The organism is Candidatus Accumulibacter propinquus (genome assembly GCF_056856495.1).
Genome location: NZ_JBSEHC010000004.1, coordinates 299,714 through 322,201, shown reverse-complemented (window position 1 = coordinate 322,201; position 22,488 = coordinate 299,714). Strand labels below are relative to the sequence as shown.

19 protein-coding genes and 1 pseudogene are annotated in these 22,488 nt (G+C 63.4%); 10 read left to right on the top strand and 10 right to left on the bottom strand.

Annotation, left to right across the window (positions count from 1 at the left end; translation table 11 throughout):
• Positions 1 to 122: 122 nt before the first annotated feature.
• From AC15MQ_RS17505 to AC15MQ_RS17490, 4 genes and pseudogenes are all read right to left on the bottom strand, one after another.
• A complete protein-coding gene (locus tag AC15MQ_RS17505) occupies positions 123 to 3,107 on the bottom strand; it encodes a PAS domain S-box protein (RefSeq protein WP_483080809.1) in 2,985 nt (994 codons plus the stop codon).
• A 63-nt stretch (positions 3,108 to 3,170) separates the two neighbouring features.
• A pseudogene (locus tag AC15MQ_RS17500) lies at positions 3,171 to 3,416 on the bottom strand (M48 metallopeptidase family protein); the annotation flags it as partial.
• Positions 3,417 to 3,472: 56 nt separating this feature from the next.
• Entirely contained in the window at positions 3,473 to 3,700 is a 228-nt protein-coding gene (locus AC15MQ_RS17495) for a hypothetical protein (RefSeq protein WP_483080808.1), read from the bottom strand.
• 134 nt (positions 3,701 to 3,834) lie between these two features.
• Positions 3,835 to 4,284, bottom strand: a complete 450-nt coding sequence (locus AC15MQ_RS17490) for an ATP-binding protein (RefSeq protein WP_483080807.1) — start codon at positions 4,282 to 4,284, stop codon at positions 3,835 to 3,837.
• Between the two features lie 424 nt (positions 4,285 to 4,708).
• Between AC15MQ_RS17490 and AC15MQ_RS17485 the strand changes: the two genes are divergently transcribed.
• The 6 genes from AC15MQ_RS17485 to AC15MQ_RS17460 all read left to right on the top strand — a co-directional run bounded on the left by AC15MQ_RS17485 (position 4,709) and on the right by AC15MQ_RS17460 (position 10,300).
• A complete protein-coding gene (locus AC15MQ_RS17485) occupies positions 4,709 to 5,842 on the top strand; it encodes an AI-2E family transporter (protein ID WP_483080834.1) in 1,134 nt (377 codons plus the stop codon).
• 4 nt (positions 5,843 to 5,846) lie between these two features.
• Positions 5,847 to 7,418 (top strand): efflux transporter outer membrane subunit, encoded by a 1,572-nt coding sequence (locus AC15MQ_RS17480; RefSeq protein WP_483080806.1) that lies wholly within the window; start codon positions 5,847 to 5,849, stop codon positions 7,416 to 7,418.
• A complete protein-coding gene (locus AC15MQ_RS17475) occupies positions 7,411 to 8,553 on the top strand; it encodes an HlyD family secretion protein (protein WP_483080805.1) in 1,143 nt (380 codons plus the stop codon). The genes AC15MQ_RS17480 and AC15MQ_RS17475 overlap by 8 nt, the downstream gene beginning before the upstream one ends.
• Before the next feature lie 7 nt (positions 8,554 to 8,560).
• Positions 8,561 to 9,592 carry a DUF2955 domain-containing protein gene (locus AC15MQ_RS17470; protein WP_483080804.1) on the top strand — a complete coding sequence of 344 codons (1,032 nt, stop codon included), beginning with the start codon at positions 8,561 to 8,563 and terminating at the stop codon, positions 9,590 to 9,592.
• 14 nt (positions 9,593 to 9,606) lie between these two features.
• Positions 9,607 to 10,050: an ion channel gene (locus AC15MQ_RS17465; RefSeq protein ID WP_483080803.1), complete on the top strand. Its 444-nt coding sequence runs from the start codon at positions 9,607 to 9,609 to the stop codon at positions 10,048 to 10,050.
• Between the two features lie 115 nt (positions 10,051 to 10,165).
• Positions 10,166 to 10,300, top strand: coding sequence for a hypothetical protein (locus AC15MQ_RS17460; RefSeq protein ID WP_287653546.1), 135 nt, complete (start codon positions 10,166 to 10,168; stop codon positions 10,298 to 10,300).
• A 432-nt stretch (positions 10,301 to 10,732) separates the two neighbouring features.
• On the opposite strand, the gene AC15MQ_RS17455 is transcribed toward AC15MQ_RS17460, so the two are convergent.
• The 4 genes from AC15MQ_RS17455 to AC15MQ_RS17440 all read right to left on the bottom strand — a co-directional run bounded on the left by AC15MQ_RS17455 (position 10,733) and on the right by AC15MQ_RS17440 (position 17,028).
• The gene (locus AC15MQ_RS17455; RefSeq protein ID WP_287653548.1) at positions 10,733 to 11,200 is read right to left on the bottom strand and encodes a hypothetical protein; all 468 of its coding nucleotides are present in this window, start codon (positions 11,198 to 11,200) and stop codon (positions 10,733 to 10,735) included.
• A 615-nt stretch (positions 11,201 to 11,815) separates the two neighbouring features.
• On the bottom strand, positions 11,816 to 11,986 hold the full coding sequence (locus AC15MQ_RS17450; protein WP_483080837.1) for a hypothetical protein: 171 nt from the start codon (positions 11,984 to 11,986) through the stop codon (positions 11,816 to 11,818).
• Between the two features lie 1,513 nt (positions 11,987 to 13,499).
• Complete coding sequence (locus AC15MQ_RS17445; RefSeq protein WP_483080802.1) at positions 13,500 to 15,296, bottom strand: SulP family inorganic anion transporter; 1,797 nt, start codon at positions 15,294 to 15,296, stop codon at positions 13,500 to 13,502.
• Between the two features lie 43 nt (positions 15,297 to 15,339).
• The gene (locus tag AC15MQ_RS17440; RefSeq protein ID WP_483080801.1) at positions 15,340 to 17,028 is read right to left on the bottom strand and encodes an AMP-binding protein; all 1,689 of its coding nucleotides are present in this window, start codon (positions 17,026 to 17,028) and stop codon (positions 15,340 to 15,342) included.
• A 219-nt stretch (positions 17,029 to 17,247) separates the two neighbouring features.
• On the opposite strand from AC15MQ_RS17440, the gene AC15MQ_RS17435 reads away from it, so the two are divergent.
• The 3 genes from AC15MQ_RS17435 to AC15MQ_RS17425 all read left to right on the top strand — a co-directional run bounded on the left by AC15MQ_RS17435 (position 17,248) and on the right by AC15MQ_RS17425 (position 19,320).
• Positions 17,248 to 17,796 carry a cytochrome b gene (locus tag AC15MQ_RS17435; RefSeq protein WP_287653553.1) on the top strand — a complete coding sequence of 183 codons (549 nt, stop codon included), beginning with the start codon at positions 17,248 to 17,250 and terminating at the stop codon, positions 17,794 to 17,796.
• Between the two features lie 30 nt (positions 17,797 to 17,826).
• Positions 17,827 to 18,528 (top strand): VIT1/CCC1 transporter family protein, encoded by a 702-nt coding sequence (locus AC15MQ_RS17430; RefSeq protein WP_287653555.1) that lies wholly within the window; start codon positions 17,827 to 17,829, stop codon positions 18,526 to 18,528.
• A gap of 225 nt (positions 18,529 to 18,753) precedes the next feature.
• Positions 18,754 to 19,320, top strand: a complete 567-nt coding sequence (locus tag AC15MQ_RS17425) for an HXXEE domain-containing protein (protein WP_483080800.1) — start codon at positions 18,754 to 18,756, stop codon at positions 19,318 to 19,320.
• Between the two features lie 70 nt (positions 19,321 to 19,390).
• On the opposite strand, the gene AC15MQ_RS17420 is transcribed toward AC15MQ_RS17425, so the two are convergent.
• Both AC15MQ_RS17420 and AC15MQ_RS17415 read right to left on the bottom strand, forming a co-directional pair.
• The gene (locus AC15MQ_RS17420) at positions 19,391 to 20,938 is read right to left on the bottom strand and encodes a CHASE domain-containing protein (protein ID WP_483080799.1); all 1,548 of its coding nucleotides are present in this window, start codon (positions 20,936 to 20,938) and stop codon (positions 19,391 to 19,393) included.
• An 8-nt stretch (positions 20,939 to 20,946) separates the two neighbouring features.
• A complete protein-coding gene (locus AC15MQ_RS17415) occupies positions 20,947 to 21,732 on the bottom strand; it encodes a substrate-binding periplasmic protein (RefSeq protein WP_287669967.1) in 786 nt (261 codons plus the stop codon).
• A 274-nt stretch (positions 21,733 to 22,006) separates the two neighbouring features.
• On the opposite strand from AC15MQ_RS17415, the gene AC15MQ_RS17410 reads away from it, so the two are divergent.
• Positions 22,007 to 22,411, top strand: a complete 405-nt coding sequence (locus AC15MQ_RS17410; RefSeq protein ID WP_287653559.1) for a hypothetical protein — start codon at positions 22,007 to 22,009, stop codon at positions 22,409 to 22,411.
• Positions 22,412 to 22,488: the final 77 nt, after the last annotated feature.

The following is a 22,488-nucleotide window of genomic DNA, read 5'->3' as shown; positions in this document are numbered from 1 at the left end:
CCGCCAGGCGGGTCACCGCTGCCGTCGCAATTGCTTACCCGAGAGGTAGTGTTATCTCAACACCGGGCGGGCTATCGAGCCGTCACAAACCGAATGACAGTTACGGCCAACACACCTGCAGCCTAGCCCTGTCGATTTTCAAACCACTTCAACAGGGTCCCGTAAAGAACATCCGGCGTCACCGGCTTGCTGATGAAGTCGTTCATTCCTGCGTCGAAACAGCGTGCCTTGTCCTCGGCGAAGGCATTCGCCGTCATCGCCAGGATCGGGATTTCCGAGTAGCCAGCCAGTTGCCGGATCTGACGGGTAGCCTCCAGTCCGTCCATTTGCGGCATCTGCATGTCCATCAGGATCAGGTCGTAGTGGCCGGCACTGGCCTTCCCGACGGCAACCCGGCCATCCTCGGCAAGATCGATGGAAAGCCCCACATCGTCCAGCAATATCTGGGCAATGTCCCGATTGATCGGTTCGTCTTCCGCCAGCAGGATGCGCTTGCCGACATGGTTCCGCTGGATCGTCCGCTCGGCCTCCCCAACCTCGACCTTGGCGAATTCTCCGGCACCAGATTCGACCTTGCGCAGGATGGCAGTAAACCAGAAGGTACTGCCTTGGCCTTCGATGCTATTCACCCCGGCCGTGCCACCCATGAGCTCAGCAATCTTCCTGGTAATCGCCAGGCCAAGTCCGGTACCGCCGTACTGGCGAGTGGTCGTGCTGTCGGCCTGTTCGAATGCCCCGAAGAGTTTCGGAAGTGCCTCAGGGGCGATGCCAATACCGGTATCTTCAACTTCAAAGCGGAGGGTGATGGTCTCCTCACTCTGTGCCTCTTCCTTTACTCGGAGGGTGATATGGCCTCGCTCGGTGAACTTGAGGGCATTGGCGACATAGTTGAGCAGGGCTTGCTGGAGTCGTGTGGGGTCGCCTAGCAGATGGTGGGGAATCGCGACGGTTTCCGTATGGAAGACGATGTTCTTCTCCCTGGCCTTCTGGGGAATCATGAAGACGATATTTTCCAGCAAGGTACCGACGTGGACCGGAACAGCTTCCAGAGTGAATTTGCCGGCTTCGATCTTGGAGAGGTCGAGAACGGCGTTGATGATCTCGAGCAGGTGGTTGCCGGCGGCTTCGATCTTGTCGAGATTGTCGATTTGCTGAGTCGTGAGGCCAGAACGACGGAGAATGTAGGCCATGCCGGTGATGGCGTTAAGCGGTGTCCGAATCTCGTGGCTCATGTTGGCCAGGAAAGCACTCTTGGCGATGCTCGCGGTTTCGGCGACTTCCTTGGCAACGGAAAGCTCTTTCGTACGCGTCTCCACAGCGTGTTGCAGGTGTGCCTGATATTCAAGAATATCCGCTTCTGCCGCTTTCCTGGCGCTGATATCTTCCTGAATCACGACGATCTCGAGAACTTGCCCCTCTTCATTCGTCAGCGGGTAGGCATAAGCGCGCAGCCAGAACTTGCATGCCTGGCCATTGAACTCCGGCCGCACAATCCCCTTGTCGTACAGGTGATCGGGAAACTCGATGGTTTCACCTCCGAATACTCTCCTCAACAGGGGAAGAATACCCAGCGCCTCCAGTTGCTGATCTTCCAGTACGTTGTAATGCTTCAGGTCCGAGAACGAGGCTTGCCACAATTGCTCCCAGGCGGAATTGACGCGCAGGGTCGTTCCATCGGGTGAGAAGACCTGAATGGCCAGGGGTGACCGTTCGGCAAGGATGCGATATCGCATTTCACTGTCGCGCAGGGCAACCTCTATCCGTTTGCGCTCAGTGATGTCAATGGCGAGTCCCTCAATGATCAATTCGTCGCCGTTGGCCATGCAGCCGATCGAACGATCGAACAGCCAATGCCAGTTCCCCTGGACGTCCCTGATGCGGTACTCGATCTTGTAATTGATGCCCTGCCGCAAGCCATCGACGGCCTTCGCCACGAGTGATTGGTCATCCGGATGGATCGACTCGACCCAGCATCGAGGGGCTGCATACATTTCTTCCCGGGAGCGACCGAAGATGTATTCAACCTGTGGCGAGTAATACTGTCCGCCATGCTGCGTGGAATAGGTGTAGAGGATGTCGGGAGAGCTTTCCACGAGCCGGCGAAACCTGCCTTCGCTTTCGCGTAGCGCTTGTTCCTTGCTGCGTATTTCCGAAATGTCGTGCGCGATTCCCAGAACGCCGATCAGGTCACCAGCCGCAGTACGCATTGGCTTCTTGGTGGTTTCCAGCAATTCGCGATGGCCATCGCAAGCAAAGGCGATTTCTTCTTCATTGATCGACGGGCCATTCTTTTCCATGGCGGCGCGATCATTGGCCCGAAAGAAATCGGCAAGTGCCTGGTCGACGAAGTCGTAGTCGGTCTTGCCGACAACTTCCCGTTCGCTGGCGCCAAAGAATTGCTCGAATCGCTGATTGCAGGCCAGATAAACACCTTCAGGGTCTTTCAGCCAGATCAGGTGAGGCAAGGTGTCGATCACTGAGCGCAGCATGGTCCGCTCCCGAATGGCGGACTCCTGAGCGGCTTGCAAGGCCTCCTGCTCCTTCAGTCGCAGTTCCTGATCACGAAAGATCAGGCACAGCAGCATGGTGGCGAGTGGATAAAACAGCAGCAGTACCCACCACGCCTGCTCGATAAAGATGTAGCCCGCGTGATTGGGAATCTGGGTAAACGCAACCATCTGCGCCAGTTGCACCAGCACGCCCAACGACAGATATTTCAATGGAAGCGGGAGGGCATCACCTCGCTGGCACCACTGCCTTGCAAGTACGCCCAGCAAAGCGGACACCACCACGACCAGAACCCCGACCTTTGCCCCGCTGCCTCCCAGTTGATAGCGATAGAAAGCGGCCATGCCGGCCGCAATCGCCGCCGTGATTCCGCCGCCGACGACACCGGCGACCGATAGCACGATCGAACGGCCATCGAAAATAATTCCCGGCGCAAAATTCACCGGATTGAGCATGCCGAGAAGGGTCACCCCGCCAAACAGGAGCCCGAGCAGGACCTGGCGGTTCAACGCATGGTTGTGAAATCTCCTGATGACAATCTGCCCCGCTGCCACCAGGGCAACCAGGAATGCGATGTTGTTGATCAGGTTGATGAGCATGAGTTGGGGTTCAGCATAGTATGAATTTCAAAATCTCTTGCGACTTAGTTGGCTAGGCACCTGCTATTCCACCGTCCACCTTTCCGCCGCCAGCGGCAACTCATTCAACACCGCCCGCGCCTCGCGCCAACTCGGGTAGTGCTGCTCCAGCAGCGCCACGAAGCGCTCGCCGTGCGTCGGCTCAAGGAGAGGCAGCATTTCGTGTACGACGACGTACTCCAGCAGGCCTCCGGGTTTCCTGACCAGATCGGTGTTCAGGCGAATGGTCCCGCTCCGGTGGCTGCAGCCGCCCCACTTCCGCTTTGCTCGTGCTTTTCCCGACCCATTGGGACCGGCAAACATGCGCAGGCGAGGGATGTGCGCACTCAACGCAGCGCCCGCGTTTCACCCGGCGTCACAGCGGTGGGTGGGGTGACCGTTTTGACCAGGGTGCGCGTACCGTCAGGGAATACCTCATAGATCGCGCCGTTGTCGCTTTGCAGGACGCTGTTGCCCGCGGCCAGCGCCTGCCAGTAAGCCTGTGTCACCGCGGACTGGGCAAGTTCGGAAATGTGTTCTTCCAGAAATTGCATGCTTTGCTCGGATAGAGACATGGCGGCTTCCTTTCGACCAGGGTTGAGGTTATTCATGATAGGCAAATTCTCCCGGTGAGCAATTCCTGCAGCATGCCGCGGTTCTGCGTACTGCGTTTGGAGCGCGATTCAGGCATCGACGAGTCCGTGAGCTTTCATTCAAGCACCTCCCAGTGCCCGCCCTTTTTCGGGCCGACAAAACGCAGTTTCTCTTCTCTCACCAGTCTTGCCGTGGCCCGCTCAACGGCACTCAATGACTTGCCGATGGATGACGCCAGCCCTGCCAGGGTCAAATCCGACCTTGCTTTCAGCGCTGCAAGAATTTTCTCCGGTGTTTTTACCCGCGTTTCTACCGGCATTTCTACCGGCATTTCTACCGGCATTTCTACCGGCTTCCGTGGCGTCGTGACCTGCACGGGTGCAAACGGGAACGTCACCCACACTCCGATCGACTCCACTTGCAACCCTGGCGAGGGCCGGCCCGCCTCCAGGCAGGTTTGCAGCATGCGCTCGATCCCGCGCCCCCAGGCCTCTATCTGGCCGCTGCGGAAAAAGGCGTTGGCGATGTCCGGATTGAATGGGGCGGAAGGGTGCTTGGACAGCAATCGTTCCCCCGTCCATTCCGGCTGGCATCCATGCCGCCGCGCAGCTCATCGCACGAAGCCCAGAGGGACGAGTAGAGGTCGGATTTCTTGATGGCCATGAACGGGCTTCCTGGGGTGGTGAGGCACAGCGGCAGAAGCCCGTTACTTTACAACACCGTCCTTCGAGAAAAACGGGGGATTCCAACTGATGGGGAGACGGAGCCGGCGATGCTGCGAAGCGGATGCCGTCGAGGCGGCCAAGGTCATCAAGATCCCGGCCTGCCAACTGCCGATGCACGCGGTCAAACGGTTGCGCCTTGCCGCCCGAGCCGCATTGGCGAAAACGCAACAGTTCCCGGGCGTGAACATTGCCAGCGCCCCGTTTATGCTAGATTCCGAACTTTTCCCGATTACGCCGACATTTTCTGCAAGCAGGAGCCCGCCAATGAATACACCACAAGAGATTGATCACGCACTTGAAGAGCGCCTGTCTCGGCGACTGCTGGATACCTTGATCCGCGCCGGCCTCGTGTTTGCCCTCGTGTGGTTGTGCTTCCACTTCTTCGCGCCGTTCCTGACGATGATGCTGTGGGCGCTGATCCTCGCGGTCACCCTCTATCCGCTGCAGCAGAAGCTCGCGAAGCGGGTCGGCGGCAGGCAGGGGCGCGCGGCGATGCTGATCGTCGTGCTCGGCCTCGGCCTGATCGTCACGCCGACAGTGATGCTGAGCAGTTCGTTCGGCGATTCGGTTCATGAGTTGATCAACGGGGTCAATGACAACACGCTCAGTCTCCCTGCACCGCCGGCAAGCATCGCTGCACTGCCGATCGTCGGCAAGAAGGTACATGCCACCTGGTCGCAGGCGCACAACGACCTGCCGGCATTCGTCAGGAGCATGCAGCCCAAGGTCAGCGAACTGTCGAGCAAGGCGTTGAGCATCGTTGCCAGCCTGGGCGGCGGCCTGCTCAAATTCCTGTTTTCTTTCATCATCGCCGGCATCATGATGGCCTACGCTGAAGCGGGCGCACCCGCCATGCAGGCGATCTTCGAACGCGTCGCCGGCATCGCCCGCGGTGCCGAGTTTACCCAGCTCACAACCTCGACGGTGCGCGCCGTGGCCTCGGGGGTCATCGGCATCGCCTGCATCCAGGCGCTGCTGATCGGCATCTCGCTGATCATCGCGAACGTCCCGTTCGCCGGCGCGCTGGCACTGGTCACCCTCATGCTCGGCGTCGCGCAGGTGCCTGCCGCCATCGTCACGCTGCCCGTCATCGGCTGGATGTGGACGAGTGGCGATTACGCGACGACGCCGGCCATTGCCTATAGCGTCTTGATCCTGATCGCCGGCTCCGTAGATAACGTGCTGAAACCGTTGATGCTCGGCCGCGGCGTAGATGCGCCGATGCCGGTGATCCTGCTCGGCGCGCTCGGCGGCATGGCGACCGACGGCATCCTCGGCATGTTCGTCGGCGCCGCGATACTCGCGGTGGGCTACCAGATCTTCATGCGCTGGGTCGATGACAACCCGGAGCGCGCGCGGCAACCGACCGCAAGCCACTCGGTTTCCATGACGCTCTGAACCGGTGAGGAAACGCCCTGCCGGGGCGTCCGGCCTGCCGCTCTCCATCGTCGCCGCGGCGCTGCTGCTCGGTGGCTGCGCCGCGGTCGGGCCCGACTTCAAGCGTCCTGAAGTTTCCTGGCTGCCTGGCTGGTCGGGCGGTTCGCTGGTGTCGCTGAACGCCGAACAACGTGGCAAGGCGCGAGCGCAGACCGAGGAGTGGTGGCGCAACTTCAACGATCCGGTGCTCGACCAACTGATCGCCGAGGCCCAGCGCGTGAATCCCAACGTGCGCACCGCCGGGATGCGTATCCTGGAAGCACGTGCGCAACTGATGATTGCCGGCAGCCTGCTCTATCCACAGCAACAGCAGCTCACCGGCAAGGTTCTGCGCACCGGCGAGGAACGTTCGACCGGGCCCGACAGCAGCCTGACCGCGTACAACGCCGGCCTTGCGGTCGGCTGGGAAATCGATTTCTGGGGCAAGTTCCGGCGCAGTATCGAGGCCGCCGATGCCGGCTACTTCGCCAGCATCGCGCAGTACGACGATCTGCAGGTGCTGATGGCCGCACAGGTCGCCAATTTCTACTGCGCCATCCGCACCATCGAACTACGGCTGAAGATCGCCCATGAAAACGTTGCGCTGCAGAAACGCAGCCTGGAAATTACCGAGCGGCTGTTCAAACATGGCAACGACTCTGAACTCGACGTGCAGCAGGCCAGGGCGCAGTACCTCGGTACGCTGTCGACGATTCCGCAGCTTGAGGGCAGCCTGCGTCAGACCCGGAATGCGCTGAGCGTGCTGCTCGCCCGGCCGCCCGGACCGCTGCCCGAAATGGCGAGCGGCAGGAACACCATCCCGCAAGCCGAACTCGGAATCATCGTCGACCTGCCGGCCGATCTGCTGCGCCGCCGTCCCGACGTACGCTCGGCCGAGTTGCAACTGGCGGCCCAGTCGGCGCTGATCGGGGTCAGTGTGGCCGATCTCTATCCATCGATCGCCCTGCTCGGCTCGCTCGGGCTGTCGGCTACCTCGCTCTCCGGATCGCCGCGGATCTTCGCCTGGGGCCTCGGCCCCAGCCTGGTCTGGAACGTCTTCGATCACGGCCGGCTGACCGGCCAGGTGCTGGTGCAGGACGCCCGCTTCCAGCAAGCCTACGAGCAGTATCAGGGGACGGTGTTGCAGGCCGCGCGCGAGGTCGATGACGCGGCGGTGGGGTTTGCCACGAACCGCGAACAGATCCCCATCCTCGAGGAAGCGGTCAAGGCCGCGCAGCGCTCGCTGGCGATTGCCAACCTCCAGTACCGTGAAGGCCTGGCCAACTTCGAGCGGGTGCTCGATTCGCAGCGAACGCTGTTCAGCCAGCAGGAGCGTCTGGTGAACAACCAGGGCAGCGTGGCGCAGAGTCTGGTCGCCTTGTACAAGGCGATGGGCGGCGGCTGGCTGGCGGGGCGGGGCCGCCCGCTGCTCGATGACGCGACCCGCGAAACCATGGGCGAGCGCGGCGACTGGCGGGAGCTGCTGCAGGAACCACTGCCGGCGCCCGACACGGGCCCACAACTGATCAGACCGGGGGGACCGAAGAGCCATGAGTGAGGATACCGCAGGGCACGACGAAGGAGCAGCCGGGGCGACAGCGGAGCCGTCTTCGGCGCAGCCGGGCAAGGGCACGCGGATTGGCGCGACCCTCGTGCTGACGCTGATCGCCGTCAGTCTGGTCTGGTATTTCGCCGCCGACCGCCTGACCCCGCACAGCTCGCAGGCGAGAGTCCAGGCCTTCGTCGTGCCGGTGGCGGCCGAAGTGTCGGGCAAGGTGCTGGCGGTGCACGTCAGGAACAACGACGCGGTTGCGGCGGGGCAGCCGCTGTTCAACATCGACCCGAGCCAGTACCGGATCGCCTTGCAGCGCAGCCGCTCGGACTACGAGTCGGTGCAGCGATCGGTGAATGCTTCGGCGGCGACGGTGGAGGCCGCGCGCGCCTCGCTGCAGGCGGCGCAGGCCAACCATGTCAAGGCCGACAAGGATGCGACGCGGCAGGAATCGCTCTATGCGGAGGACCCCGGCGCCATCTCGGTGCGCCGGCTGGAGGTCGCGCAGGCCACCCGGATCCAGGCGCGCAGCCAGGAAAAGGCCGCCGAGGCCGACCTGCGCAAGGCGCAGGAGGCGGCCGGCGAGAGCGGCGACAACAACGCGCAACTGCGCAGCGCGGGCTCGGCGATCGAGAAGGCCGAGCTCGACCTGGCGCGCACGAAGGTGGTCGCCCCCGGGCGTGGCGTCGTCACCGACCTGCGCACCGATGTCGGCCATTTCGCCCAGGCGGGCGCGGCGGCGATGACGCTGATCGCCAACCACGACCTGTGGATCAACGCCGACCTGACCGAGAACAACCTCGGCAACATCGATCCGGGCGACGAGGTGGCGATCATTCTCGACGTGCTGCCCGGCGAGGTACTCAAAGGCCGTGTGCGCAGTGTCGGCGGTGGCGTCAGTTCCGGCCAGCAGGCGCCGGCCGGAACGCTGCCGACGATCCAGAACAGCCGCGACTGGCTGCGCCAGGCACAGCGCTTCCCGGTGGCGATCGAATTCGACGCTGCCGAAGCGGGCCGGCTGGGCAGGGCCCGCCCCGGTGGCCAGGCCGAGGTGATGGTGTTCACCGGCGACAACTTCCTGATGAACCTGCTCGGCGCGGGCTACATCCGGCTGATGAGCCTGCTCTCGTACCTCTATTGAGCGACCGATGATCACCCCGGCGGACAAGGCGGTGCTGCGGCTGGCGGTCGGCCTCGGCCTGGCCGTGCTCGTCGCCTACGGCTTCGCGCTGCAGATGCCGCACGTGGTCTGCCTGATGGCCATGATCGTACTGTGCAAGCCGGGTCCGCCGATCCCGCCGGTCAAGGCGGCGGCCCTGGCCCTGCTGCTCGCCGGCCTGCTGGTGACGGGAGTGTTGATGGTCCCATTGCTGGAAAACTACGCGCTGGCCGCGGTGGTGCTGACCGGCGCGATCCTGTACGCGCTGTTCTTCTTCGGCATCCGTACCGGCAACCCGCTGACCATGCTCCTGGTCGTGGTTTTCACGCTGATCCCGGTCGCCGGGGTGGCCGAGCAGGCGCTGGTGACGGTCATCAGCGTGACCATCGCCGTCGGGATCGCCGTCGGCGGCCTGGTCGGCAGCCTGTCGCACACCTTTTTTCCTGACGCACCGGGTGCGGCCGCGAAGGCCGCCAGGGCGCCGCCACCCAGCCGCGAGACGGCGGGCTGGATTGCGCTGCGTGGCATGATCGTGGTGATGCCGGTGTTCGTCCTGGCGCTGACCGACCCCTCGTTCTACCTCGCGGCGATCATCAAGACCGCCGCTCTTGGGCAGCAGGCGGGTTCCACCGACACCCGCTCGGCTGGTCGGGAACTGGTGGGATCGACCCTGATGGGGGCGGCGATGGCCCTGGTCGTCTGGTGCGGCCTGTCGCTCTGGCCCTGCCTTTGGATGCTGCTGCTGTGGATGATGGCGGCCGCCCTGTGGGCCGGCGCGCGACTCTTCCGGGTCAGACGCACGGCCTTCCCGCCGGTGTTCTGGAACAATGCGTTGATGACCATGCTGATCCTGCTCGGCCCGGCGATCGAGGACAGCGCCGGCGGCACGGGCGTGCTGGGGGCATCCGCCGTCCGGGTCGGCCTGTTCGTCGGCGTCGCCTGCTATGCCTGGGCCACGGTCTGGCTGCTCGAACGCTGGCGCTCCTCGAGAAGCAAGGCCCTGCTCTTCCACAACGGCTGAAGAAGGAGAACGGCATGATCCTGATCAACCTGGCGATCGGTTTATTGACCATGATGGGTTGTCTGATCGTGCAGGTCAGCTTCTCGTTCTGGAGCTTCCGCTACGCGCTGCGCCAGGCAGGCGAGCCCGGGGGCAATGGACTATTCCCCGGCATCAGAACGCTGCTGCTGGCGATGGTGATCATGATGCTCGGCAATTTCCTGCAGATCGCCCTCTGGGGCACGCTGTTCTTCTGGCTGGGCGAGTTCCGCGAGTTCTACGAAGCGGTCTACCACTCGGCGGTCAATTTCACCTCGCTGGGCTACGGCGACATCGTGATGAGCAGCGAACGGAAATTCCTTGGTCCACTCGAGGCACTCAACGGCATCCTGATGCTCGGCCTGACCAGCGCTGCGTTGCTGGGCATACTGCAGCACCTGGTCAAGGGGCAGCAACAACTGCACGGCCATCGGGATTGAGTGGCATGCTGGATTAGCCACCCCCTGCGGCCGACTGTCGATTCGGCAACAATGCACTTGTTTTCGACAAACAGGAGCATGTTTCAAGGCGGAGAGGCATGTGGTGGCGGCCTTGGTGAGCAAGCGTGCCGGGATGGACACGGCGAACCGGCACAACGTGCCCGGCAGAATCGGCCTGCCCGAGACGTGCATGGATTTGCCCGCCGCTCGACTCGCCGGTCTGTTGACCGATCCACACGAAACGACCTGAATCCCTCGTTTCGGCACCGCCGATGCCTCGTCAACGACGATCGTTCCTCGCTGCGGAAGCATCGTTCTTCACTGCGGAGGCATCGCTCTTCGTTGCTTGATCGATCAATGTTCGTTTCGGCAAGGCCAGGTCTTGCCGAAACGAAGAACGTTCCTCGTTGCGGAAGCATCGTTCTTCGTTGGCGAAGGATCGTTCTTTGTTGTTCGATCGATCGATGTTCGTTCGGGCAAGGCCGGTCTTGCCCGAACGAGGAACGTTCCCCGTTATGGGAGCATCGCTCCTTGTTGCAGGAGCATCGTCTCTCGTTGTGGAAGCGTCGTTCTTCGTTGCGGGAGGAGCGATGCTCCAGCAACGAACGTCGCAGCGCGTTTGCCGCGCCGTTGGCTTCGTGAGGCACGCCGGGGCGCCGACGGGCGCGCTGCGGCCAGTCGGTCAGGCGGCGGGCGCGCTCTTGTTCACCTTGCGGGCGAAGCGACGGCCGAGGTCGTCGAGGCTGCCTTCGAGCGCACCGGAGGCGACGTTGTGGATCTTGGCGTACTGGTAGATCAGCAGGGCGGCGGCGTAGGCTTCGCTGCCGGCGGCGAACCAGGTGTCGTTCACCCTGCCGAGCAGCGTGTCGATGCCGTTGCGGATGGCGTAGAGGTTTTCGATGATCTCGACGTCGGCGCGGAATTCGTCGAGACTGAAGCTGCGCGGAAGGATATCCGGGTTGTTTTCGGCGATGTCGAGCGCCTTGCTGATGAAGCCGCGGCTCTTGTCGCCAAAACGCGGCATCGCCGCGCGCTCTTCCGGGCTGAGGTCGATCAGGAAAGGCAGACTGGCGGCCAGAGCAGCCAGGGTGGCCTTCGCCTCCTCGCGTTGTTCGGCGGTGAAATGGGTGTTGATGCGATTGCTGGACATGGACTTTCTCCTTTCTGAATCAAAGGGATCGGGAAACAGCGCGCAAGCAGGGGAATTAAAGGAGAAATCCGGCAGGCGTGTCAACTCCACCGCCAGATTTACGCCGCACTAGCCTTGACCACGAGAGCTCCGCTGAACGTTGCCCGCTCGCCCTGCTCGTCTGCGGCTCGTATCTGGTTACTGTCCATCGGCTCGCGGTTCGCTCCACGCTTTCTCGCCACACGCAGTCACCCTGGTGCAACTGCGCTACATTTCGTTTGCCGTGGCCAACTTACGGGAGGACTTTCACCCAAGGACCGTGCCCATGCCGGACACTCAACGGCTCGGATCGTGGTCGCGCACGACCATGGTTTTGCGACCCACTCGACGAGGTCGAAGCCGATGTAGCCACGCCCACGCAGCCCATCACGCCGACCTCGGAAAGCGCCTGGCCTGCGTGCGCGGTACCGGCCCGACCACCGTCACTACTTTGGTCGCCGAAGTGCCGGAACGGGGGAGACTGTCGCGCTGGTGAATCTCTGCCCTGATCGGTTTGGCGCCCTTCGATCGCGATTCCGGTCTGATGCGCGGCAAGCGTGCTAATGGCGGCGGGTGCGGTCAGGACCGCAGAGACCTCTACATTGCAGCGCTGGCAGCCATCAGCTTCAATGTCGCCAGCAAGCAGAGCACGACCACTTCGTCGCCACCGGCAAGCCCAAGAAGGTGGCCAGCGTCGCCTGCAGGCACAAGCTCCTGAACATCTTCAACACCAGGGAAAGCGGATAATCCTGGGATGATTCTCTTCACTCCGCTTGACTTGAAGTGCGGTTGCTTATTATATAAGCCTCGACAGATATAATTATTATTTTGATGCACAAGTGGCAATGGAAACGCGAACCTCATCTGTGTAAGAGTGAGTTATTTGCGCGTTGACCTTTCCAGAGCGACTGTTCACGAGATGAATAGTCTTGTGGCCTGATATATATCTGGCGGGCTCTATCTCTCTGATTGAGTTATATAAATATTCAGACCGATCGAGATTAGAAATATACAAGTTCCCGTCCTTTGTACGGTAGACGGTCGAGCTAGGAAATTCCGTGGTTTCGAGTGTTTTGGGGTCAACGAATCGGGTCATGGACTCACGACAAATGAGATCTGGAAACCCAGCCGCGTGGGCTGCCATAGAAACGATTGCGACGAAGAGGGTTATGAAAGTTCGCATGACGGAATTAACGAGGCCTAATAAATGAAAGGGATGGCCCGGCGTCGTAGGCGACGGGTAACCGGCATGCGCAGAATACCGGCTGGCCATTGGAACAAAAGGTTGAACTCTGCGTCACTCAAGCCAACCAGAGAACTTGCAATTAATTCCGCTGAGTTACTCCTCTTTGTGATCGCAACCAGTCCCGTGCTTACGCAAGAAATCCTCGATAGCAACAGTTCTTTCTTCGGTACGCTACTCTGATAGCACTCTTTGAGTTGATCGATGACCCTCTCTCCATCGAAAGGATGGATTGCGAACTTGGCATCGACTGAGCAAAATGCGCCTGGAATTCCTTCTCGAAAATCCATTTTGTACCCCATTTGAAATTGGTACCGACTGTTGCGATACGTTATCGCTCAACCAAATTGCGAAGGACGGACTTCAATACTTGGTATTTGTCGCCGGAAGCTCTGAAAGAAAGTAAGTCTGGACGGCGCTGCTGAAGATCCCCATAGAACGCTAGAACATTGTTTTCAGTTCGATCTTCAATAGGGCGATTTAGCCATTCTTGGCGAATCAGCGGTTCTAAGTCTGAGCGTTTTGGCATTGAACCTCCTGAGTTCAAGTAGCGTTTATCAGCCGAGCAGAATGCGCCTAGTTCAAGCGCAGGCGATGCGCGGCAGATAAACCTTGTTGGACTGAATCGCCGCGAGAGCAGTGCTCGTGAGGATTGTACGGTGAGCCGACCCAAAGTCAATCGCCTGGCATGCCGTCGCGGATCCGTACAATGAACGCCGATGTAGAGGCAGACTGGCCGTACGGCGCTGGATCAAGGTCCTGGAAGTTCATGCGGCGTTTGCTGGAGCAATTTCCCGCTGCGAAGCCGAACGACGCCACGAACGACAGCGGCGCCCAATCGTCCAGGAAGTCAGGAATCGCAATCGACCATCAGGGAAGCCACCGCAGCTTCGGAGTTCACGTTGTGACGGGAGGGTCGCGACCAACCGGAACTGGGCAATTCCGCAATCGAGCCAGTGGCCTGCCTGAGGCACGCCACCTGCCCGCCCACCTGCCCGCCCACCTGCCCGCCCACCTGCCCACCGGACGCCGCGCCGCTCAGGCTGCGTTATCGCGGTTCTTCCAGGTCTCAGCGACCTCGGGATAGGTCCGCAGGTAGGTGTTCACCGCTTCGCCGATGGTCGGGAAGAAAACCTCGGCGCCGAGGTGGGAGAAGAGTCCGAAGCGCTTGAGCTTGTCCTGGACCGGATCCTTCATCTCGGCGAAGCACAGTTCGATGCCCGCCGCCTGCAGCGTTTCGTCGAGCTTGGCGACGAGGTCGGCGGCGGTGACGTCGACGCTGGTCACCGGTTCGGCGGTGATCACCAGCCAGCGCACCGGCGTCGGCGAGGCGGCGACGGCGTCGAGGGCGCGCTCGTAGAACCACTCGGCATTGGCGAAGAACAGCGGCGCCGCCCAGCGGAACAGGACCAGGCCCGGGATCAGGCGGGCGTCGGGGTAACGCGAAATGTCGTGGTAGCCGTTGATGCCCTTGACGCGGCCGAGCACCGCCGAGTCCGGGCGCCAGCCGTCCCAGAGGAATTCGATCACCGCCAGCACGATCGCCAGGCCGATGCCGGGAATGGCGCCGAGCACCACCACGCCGATGCAGCAGCCGATCGACAGCCAGAACTCCCAGCGCTGGATGCGGTAGATGCGCCGCAGGTCGGCAAACTCGAACAGGCCCAGTGCGGCGGCGATGACCACCGCGGCCAGCGCGGTGTTCGGCAGGTATTGCAGCAGGTTCGGCGCCAGCAACAGCAGCAGCGCGACGGCAACGGCGCCGACGACGCTGGTCAGTTGCGTCCTGGCGCCGGCGGCTTCGGCGACCGGGGTCCGCGACGAACTGCTGCTGATCGGGAAGCCCTGGAAGAATCCGGCCGCCAGGTTGGCCGCGCCGAGGCCGACCATTTCCTGGTTGGGGTCCACCGGGGTTGCCGTCTTTTCGGCGTAGGTCCGCGAGAGCACACTGGTGTCGGCGAAGGAAACGATGGCCACGGCGAAACCGCCCATCAGCACCGGCACGATATCGGCGGGCGTGATCCACGGGATGGCGAAGGCTGGCAGGCCCTGCGGCAGCGCGCCGAGGACCGACACCCCGTAGGCGTCGAGGCCGAGCGTCGCCACCAGGACGGTCGCCCCGATCACGGCGATCAGGACCCCCGGCAGGCGCTTGCTGCGCTTGAGCAGCAGGATCAGCGCCAGGGTCGCGCCGCCGACGAGCAGCGCGACGACGTTGGTCTTGCCGGCGAGCAGCGCCTGCGCGAATTCCCAGAGCTTGCGCAGCGGCTCGTCGCCAGCCACCGAAAAACCGAAGAGTTTCGGCAACTGACTGATCAGCACGGTCAGCGCGATGCCGTTCATGTAGCCGTAACGGATCGGCTTGGAGAGCAGTTCGGTGACGAAGCCGAGACGCGCGACGCCGGCGAGGATGCACAGCGTGCCCGAGACCACGGCCATCATCCCGGCCAGCGCGACGGCGCGCAGCGGGTCGCCGCCGGACAGCGGCAGGATGACCGCGAGGATCACGGCGGCCAGCGAGGAATCCGGCCCGAGGACCATGATCCGGCTTGGTCCGAACAGCGCGTAGGCGAGCAGCGGAATGATCGTCGCGTACAGGCCGTAGATGCCGGGCACGCCCGAGGCCACGGCGTAGGCGATGCCGACCGGCACCAGCATGGTGGCCAGCACCAGGCCGGCGGCGACGTCGTGGCGCAGCCAGGCGATCTGGTACTGCCGCAGGCTCTGCAGGCCCGGCAGCCACTTCAGCCAGCCGGTCGGCTGGCCGGTTCCGGGGCGGGCGGCGAGGCGGCCCGGCGATGACGGCGGTGGCGGGGATGCGCTGGATGCACTCATGGCAGGATCTCCGGTGACGAGGAAAAATGGCCGGCGACGGGCGCTACGGCTGCGGCGGGCTGCGCAGTTCGCGACGCAGGATCTTGCCGATCGGCGATTTCGGCAGGGCGTCGCGGAACTCGATCTGGCGCGGCGTCTTGTAGGCGGCAAGCTGCGCCTTGCAGTGCCGGATTACCTCCTCGCTGCTTAGTTGCGGATCCTTCCTGACGATCACCACCTTCACCGCCTCGCCGGTACGCGCGTCGGGCACACCGATGGCGCCGCATTCGAGAACACCCGGGTGCGACGCCAGCACGCCTTCGATTTCGCTCGGATAGACGTTGAAACCGGAGACCAGGATCATGTCCTTCTTGCGGTCGGTGATGGTGATGAAGCCGTCCTGATTCATGTGCCCGATGTCGCCGGTGGTCAGCCAGCCGTCGCGCATCACCGCCGCTGTCTCCGCAGGCTTGCCCCAGTAGCCGAGCATCACCTGCGGGCCGCGCACGCAAATCTCGCCGGTGTGCTTTTCGACGTCGTCATCGCCGGTCCACGGCGGCAGGGCCGCGAAGTCTTCGTTGCGCAGGGTCACCTCGGTGGACGGAAACGGCAGGCCGATCATGCCGTTCCACGGCGTATCCAGTGGCGACGCGCTGACCCCCGGCGAGGCTTCGGTGAGACCGTAGGCTTCGGTGATGTAGCACCCGGTGACCTGCTTCCACTTCTCGGCGACCGCTCTTTGCACCGCCGCGCCGCCACCGATCACCACCTTCAGCGACGAGAAGTCGAGCGCGTCGAATCCCGGCGTGTGCAGCAGGCCGTTGAACAGGGTGTTCACTCCGCTCAGGACGCTCCATTTCCAGCGCCCGAGTTCCGCGACCAGCGCCGGCAGGTCGCGCGGGTTGCTGATCAGCACGCTGAGACTGCCCCAGGTCATGAACGACAGTGTCGAGGTCAGGCAGAAGATGTGGTACATCGGCAGCGGCGCGATGACGATCTCGCGCCCGGCCTCGAAGCTGCCGGAGATCCATATGCCGGTCTGTTCGAGGTTGGCGAGCAGGTTGCGGTGGCTGAGCATCGCGCCCTTGGAGACGCCGGTGGTGCCGCCGGTGTATTGCAGGAAGGCGAGATCGGAGGCAGCGATGGCGACCGGCGTGAAACGCGCCGCAGCGCCGCGGGCGAGCGCCTCAGGGAACGTCAGGGCGCCGTCGAGTCGCCAGGCGGGGACCATCTTCTTCACCGTCTTGACCACGAAGTTGACGATCCAGCGCTTCGGGATCGGCAACAGATCGCCGACTTGCGTCGTGATCAGATGCTGCAGCGCGGTCTTCTTCCACACCTGCTGCAGCGTCGCCGCGAAGTTCTCGACGACGACGATGGCCCTGGCGCCGGAGTCCTGCAACTGGTGTTCGAGTTCCTTCGGGGTGTACAGCGGATTGACGTTGACCACGATCATGCCCGCCCGCAGGATGCCGAACAGCGCCACCGGGTATTGCAGCAGGTTCGGCGACATGATCGCCACGCGCTCGCCCTTGGCCATCCCGGGCAAGCCCTGCAGGAAGGCGGCGAAGTCGCGCGACAGCTTGTCGAGCTCGGCGTAGCTCAGCGTGCGGCCGAGATTGTGGAAGGCCGGCCGGCCGCCATACTTGCGGACGATTTCGTCGAGCAGTCCCGGAATCGACGGGTAGCGGTCGGCGTCGATGTCGGCGGGAACGCCGGCCGGGTAATGGTTCAGCCAGATTCGGTCGGGCATCGTCTTCTCCTGGTGTCTCTTGATGGTCGCTGCTGCGGGGGATGCCGTCGGTACGCGAGCGCACCAGACGCCACGGAATTCCGGGGCGAGCGTAAGCGCGGTGGCGCACGGAAGCGATGCCGCGCAGTAGCCACCATGGTGGCCTGGGCTTGTCGAAAAATGACCGCGGCAGCGGCGTTTTTCATTAGCATTCGGTTTTCACTTCCGCGGAGCAAGCAAATGAACGGGCGCAATGGCACGCAACGTTATGGATCGCTGTCGATCGGGCTGCATTGGGTGATGTTGCTGCTGTTCGTGGCAGTTTACGCCTGCATCGAGTTGCGCGGCTACTTCCCGAAAGGCAGTGATCCGCGCGAGGCGCTGAAGACCTGGCATTTCATGCTCGGCTTGTCCGTGCTGGCCCTCGCCTTGCTGCGCGTGCTGGTACACCTGCGGTCAACTGTTCCGCCGATCGTGCCGGATCCGCCGGGGTGGCAAAAGCTCGCCGCGCGGCTGATGCACCTCGCGTTGTACGCGCTGATGATCGGCCTGCCGCTGGTCGGATGGCTGCTGCTCAGCGCGGCCGGCAAGCCGATCCCGTTCTTCGGCCTGCACCTGCCGGCACTGCTCGGCGAGAGCAAGAGTCTGGCCGAAACGATCAAGGAGATCCATGAAACCGGTGGCACGCTGGGCTACTTCCTGATCGCCCTGCATGCCGCGGCGTCGCTGTTCCACCATTACTTTGTGCGCGACAACACGCTGCGGCGGATGCTGCCGGGCCACGATTGAGCCCCTTCTCCGCCCACCACGTGCCACCCCTTGGCTAAAACCCGCGGCCACGCTGAACGTCACCGGACCGAGCGCATCGGCTGGCTGCGCGCGGCGGTGCTCGGCGCCAACGACGGCATCGTCTCGACCGCCAGCCTGCTGGTTGGCGTCGCGGCGGCGAGTGCCAGCCAGGGCAGCCTCCTGCTCACCGGCGTCGCCGGGCTGGTGGCCGGGGCGATGTCGATGGCCGCCGGCGAGTATGTGTCGGTGCATTCGCAGGCCGATACCGAGCAGGCCGATCTGGCGCGCGAGCGCAGCGAACTCGAACGCGACCCCGCCGCGGAACAGCGCGAGCTGAGCGGCATCTATGTGCAGCGCGGGCTGGATCCAAGCCTGGCGCGCCAGGTCGCCGAACAGTTGATGGCGCACGACGCCCTCGGCGCGCACGCCCGCGACGAACTCGGCATCTCGGTGACGCTCAGCGCGCGACCGGTGCAGGCCGCGTTGGCATCGGCCGCGAGCTTCGCGGTCGGCGCGGCGCTGCCGCTGGTGGTGACCACGCTGGCGCCGATGGACGTCCTGATTCACTGGATCGCGGGCAGTTCGCTGCTGTTTCTGGCGCTGCTGGGCGCTGCCGCCGCCCGCGCCGGTGGCGCCAGCGCCCTGCTCGGCGCCTGGCGGGTGACTTTCTGGGGCGCGCTGGCGATGGCGATCACCGCCGGCGTCGGTTCCCTGTTCGGTGCCACGCTCTGAACCCACGCTCTGAATCATTTTCCGCTGCCGGGAGAAGCATGCGCGGCCTTGCCCTCGGCCACCCGCAGTGGTTATCATCTGCCGATGCTGAATTCATGCCGGTCATCACCGCGGGCGTTGCCGTATGGGCAGGTCGCACCAAAGCACGGCGCACACCTTGCAGGTGCGCACGCGCGCCCGCCGGCGGCGGTCGTTGGCCGTCGCGGCTGGCGCTGAATCGCCGCGATGTTCAAGCGCATCATTGACCATTGGGTATATGGCGGCGTCCTGGCCGGCGTGCTGTTGCTGCTCCTCGCGCCCTTGCTCACCGCCGCGTGGTCGACAGCGCTGACGGCCACCTTTCTGCACCTGCCGTTCTACATGCTCCACCAGTACGAGGAGCACGATGACGACCGCTTCCGGCGGTTTTTCAATCAAACGATCGGCAAGGGCCAGGAGGTCCTCTCCCGCGAAGCGGTGTTTGTCACCAACGTCCCCGGGGTGTGGGGGGTCGTCGCCGTCTCGCTGTACCTGTCTTCGGAAGTCCATATCGGACTGTCGCTGATCGCGGTGTACCTGGTCCTGGTCAATGCCTTTGTGCACCTGGTGCACGCGTTCATCTTCCGCTGCTACAACCCCGGTCTGGCGACGGCCCTGGCGATGTTCGTGCCTCTCGGGATCTATACGCTGCGCGCGGTCCAGCTGGCTGGCGGCGGCACCGTTGCATGGCACGCGCTCGGGGCCGGCATTGCGGTCGCGATCCACGCCGCGATACTGGCGCATGTGCATCGCCGGCTGCGCCGCGGCGCGTAGTGTCCGGCCTTCGCGCCGGCGCTGTCGGCGGCTTGGCGATGCCGGCCGGCGCTGGCCGCAGGCAGCGGGTTCAGTTGGCCAACTGCACGCTGTCGCGGCCACTATCCTTGGCACGATACATGGCCTCGTCGGCGCGCTTGGTCAGGGCCAGTTCATCGGTGCCATCGTCGGGATAGATGGCAACCCCGAGGCTGCATGAAATCGTCAGCTGGTGTCCATTGATGGTGTACGGTCGCCGCACTTCCTGACGAATCTTTTCAGCCAGCGCCAGCGCGTCCGCCGCTCCAGTCAGATCGCCGATCAGCAGGACGAACTCGTCGCCGCCCAGGCGGCCGACCGTATCGGAGGCCCGAATCGAATCCTGCAGACGTCTTGCCACCTGTCGCAACAGCAGGTCGCCGACGGAATGGCCATACTTGTCGTTGATCGGTTTGAACTTGTCGAGGTCGAGGAAGATCAGTGCGAAGCGGCGGTCTTGGCGTCTGGCATGGGCCAGTTTGTTCTGGACGCGGTCACTGAACAACGCTCGGTTGGGCAGGCCGGTCAGCGAATCATGCTGGGCCATGTGCCGCAATTCCTCGGTGATCTTGGCGGCCAGCAGCAAGGCACGCGCGCGTCCGCTGATCATCGACCACGCCAGCAACGCCATCGACAGGCTCAGGCTGACACCCGCCACGGCAATGATCAGCGAGATGTCCCGGCCGAAGCGGTTTTCGAATTCCTCCTGCGTGACCAGGGTGAGCGTCCAGGTGTGACTGGCAACGACCATGTACTCTTTGGCACTCAACGCGCCACCGGCCGCCTCCCGGTTCCGGTACATGAGTGCGGCATCACTGGGGACGGCGCCGTCGTAAATGGCGAAGGCGAGGCCCTCGGCTTGCCGGCCATACAGGCTGGCCATGAAGTCGCGCATGTGGAACGAGGCATAGACCCAGCCAATCAGGCTGTCACGACGCTGCGTGACGCTGTCTCGCGGCTGCCCCTGGGCAAAGACCGGCAGATACATGATGAAGCCGGGGTTGCCTTCGACACCGTTGTCGATGGCCAATTGCACCTTGCCGGTAATCGCCGCGAGGCCGGAATCGCGCGCCGTCTCCATCGCCAGCCGGCGCACCGGGTTGGCCCAGGTATCGAGACCCAGGGGAGCCTGGTGACGTCCGCTGTACGACTCGCGCTGGATGACCGGAGCGTAAATCTCGCGCTCCCCTTCCGGATGAATGCTGTAGTCGGCAGGACCGAGCCGGCGGATGGCGCGAACATGCGCGGCTTTCCTGGCCGACGGTACCCGTTCGATCACCCCGATGACCTGCATGCCCGAGAGGTTGGGATCACCCCGGAGGGGTTCGACGTAGTCGTGAATGGCTTGGCGATTCCGCAGGCCGGTGGTGGCGAACAGGCCCTGCACACCGCGCAGCAATTGCTCGTAGGCGGCGACGCGCTGTTCAATGCGGCTGACGGTGTCGCGCAGCGCGAAGTCGAACTGCGTATGCAGTTCCTTGCGGGCATTCTGGCGTTCGTGATCCCAGACGAACCAGGTCGCTCCGAGCATGGCGAACAGGATCAGCCAGGGCAGAAAAAGCAGACGCGATGCCGGCGGCGAGACGCTTGCGGTGGTCATGGCGGCGACTAGAAGTCGACCATCGCGGCCGCCAGGTCGACCTTGAAGTATTTTTCGAAAATGCGACGCATGCTGCCATCGCTGCGCATGCCATTGATCAGCGCGCGCCACTTCTCCTGCTCGGCCGGCGGCAGCGACGTCTTCGACATGACCAGACCGTGCGGAACCGACGCGTCGCTGAACTCGATGATGCTGGTGACGTCGCGAATCCGCTTTTCTTCGAGTGTCGGGTAGTCGAAAGGCTCGATGATCATGCCGTGGATGTGTCCCAGCAGCAGGGTCTGGTACAACGGCGCGAGGCCCCCCGCCTGGCTGACGCGACTGGCGGCGTGCAACTTGTCCACCAGCCGATTGGCGGACGGGCTGTAACGGAAGCCACGGATCACACCGAGCTGCAACTTGTCGTTCTGCTCGAAATCGGCCTGATTGCGCACGCCGGCATCCTTGCGTACCAACAGGTAGTACTTGTTGCTGAAGTACCAGGCGAATCCGGCAAATTTGTCGCGCTCGGCGTTGCTGATCCCGGAGAGGGTGAAATCGAGGGCGCCGGATTCAATCAGTTGCCAGATCCGGGCACGGGCGAGCAGGCTGGTGGTGACCTTGCAACCGCTACGGCGAATCAGCTCGTCGGCGACGTCCTTGTCGATCCCGCTGTCCGTGTCGGAGGAATAGAGCAGTCCATGCTCGTGCAGTGCCAGCGTGAATGGCCGCGAGCAGTCGGGGCCGGCAGCCGCGTCGAGCGGGCGGAAAGTGCCCAGGGTGATCAACAAGGCAATGAAAAAGCGACGATTCATCGATATGACCCGGCAACAGGAGTGCCGCAAGTTCAGGACAGGCTTCTCGCGGCTCGGTGAACAGCATACGCTCGCTACACCAGCGTGAGCGATGAATAGCGACATATGTCACGGTCGGGATGATGTCGGCGCGCGCATTCGGCTTCCGAAGCGTATAGTCAAGGTTCCGGCGGGAAAATAGACCCCTTGCAGGGAATCCGGACCAGCATCGCTGATGACCAGTCGGACTCGGAGTTTTCCGGACACCCCTGCAGTGTCCGGCCAGGAGATCACCATGATGGAAGCCGTCAACGCCTTGTCCTCAGCGCGGGTCAGTACTCCGGCTGAACTGACTTCCCCCCAGAACCGCGTCGAAACACCGAAGCCGGCCGGCGCGCCCGAACGCCAGGCCGAGGCGCCGCCCAGTGTCACGGTGCAGATCAGTTCCGCGGCGCGCGAGGTCGCTGCCCGCGAGGGGGCCTCGGCGGCGCAGGACAATAACACCACGCCGACCCCGCCCCCGCCGCCGCGTCCTCCCGCCGCCGCCGATGCCGGCTCTGATACCGCGACGGACACCAGCAGCAGCAACGCCGCCAGCGCCCAGTCGGCACAGGTCCGCCAGGCGCTGCAGTTGTTCAGCGACAACGCCGGCAGCGGTGTCGCGCAGGCCAAACCCTCGCCGCTGCGCGCTTCGGCCTGAGCGGCTGCTTTTTTCGAGCGCCGCGTCGGCGGCGCCTGTTTGTTCTCGCCGAAGGAGGTTCTGACCCGAGCGCAGTC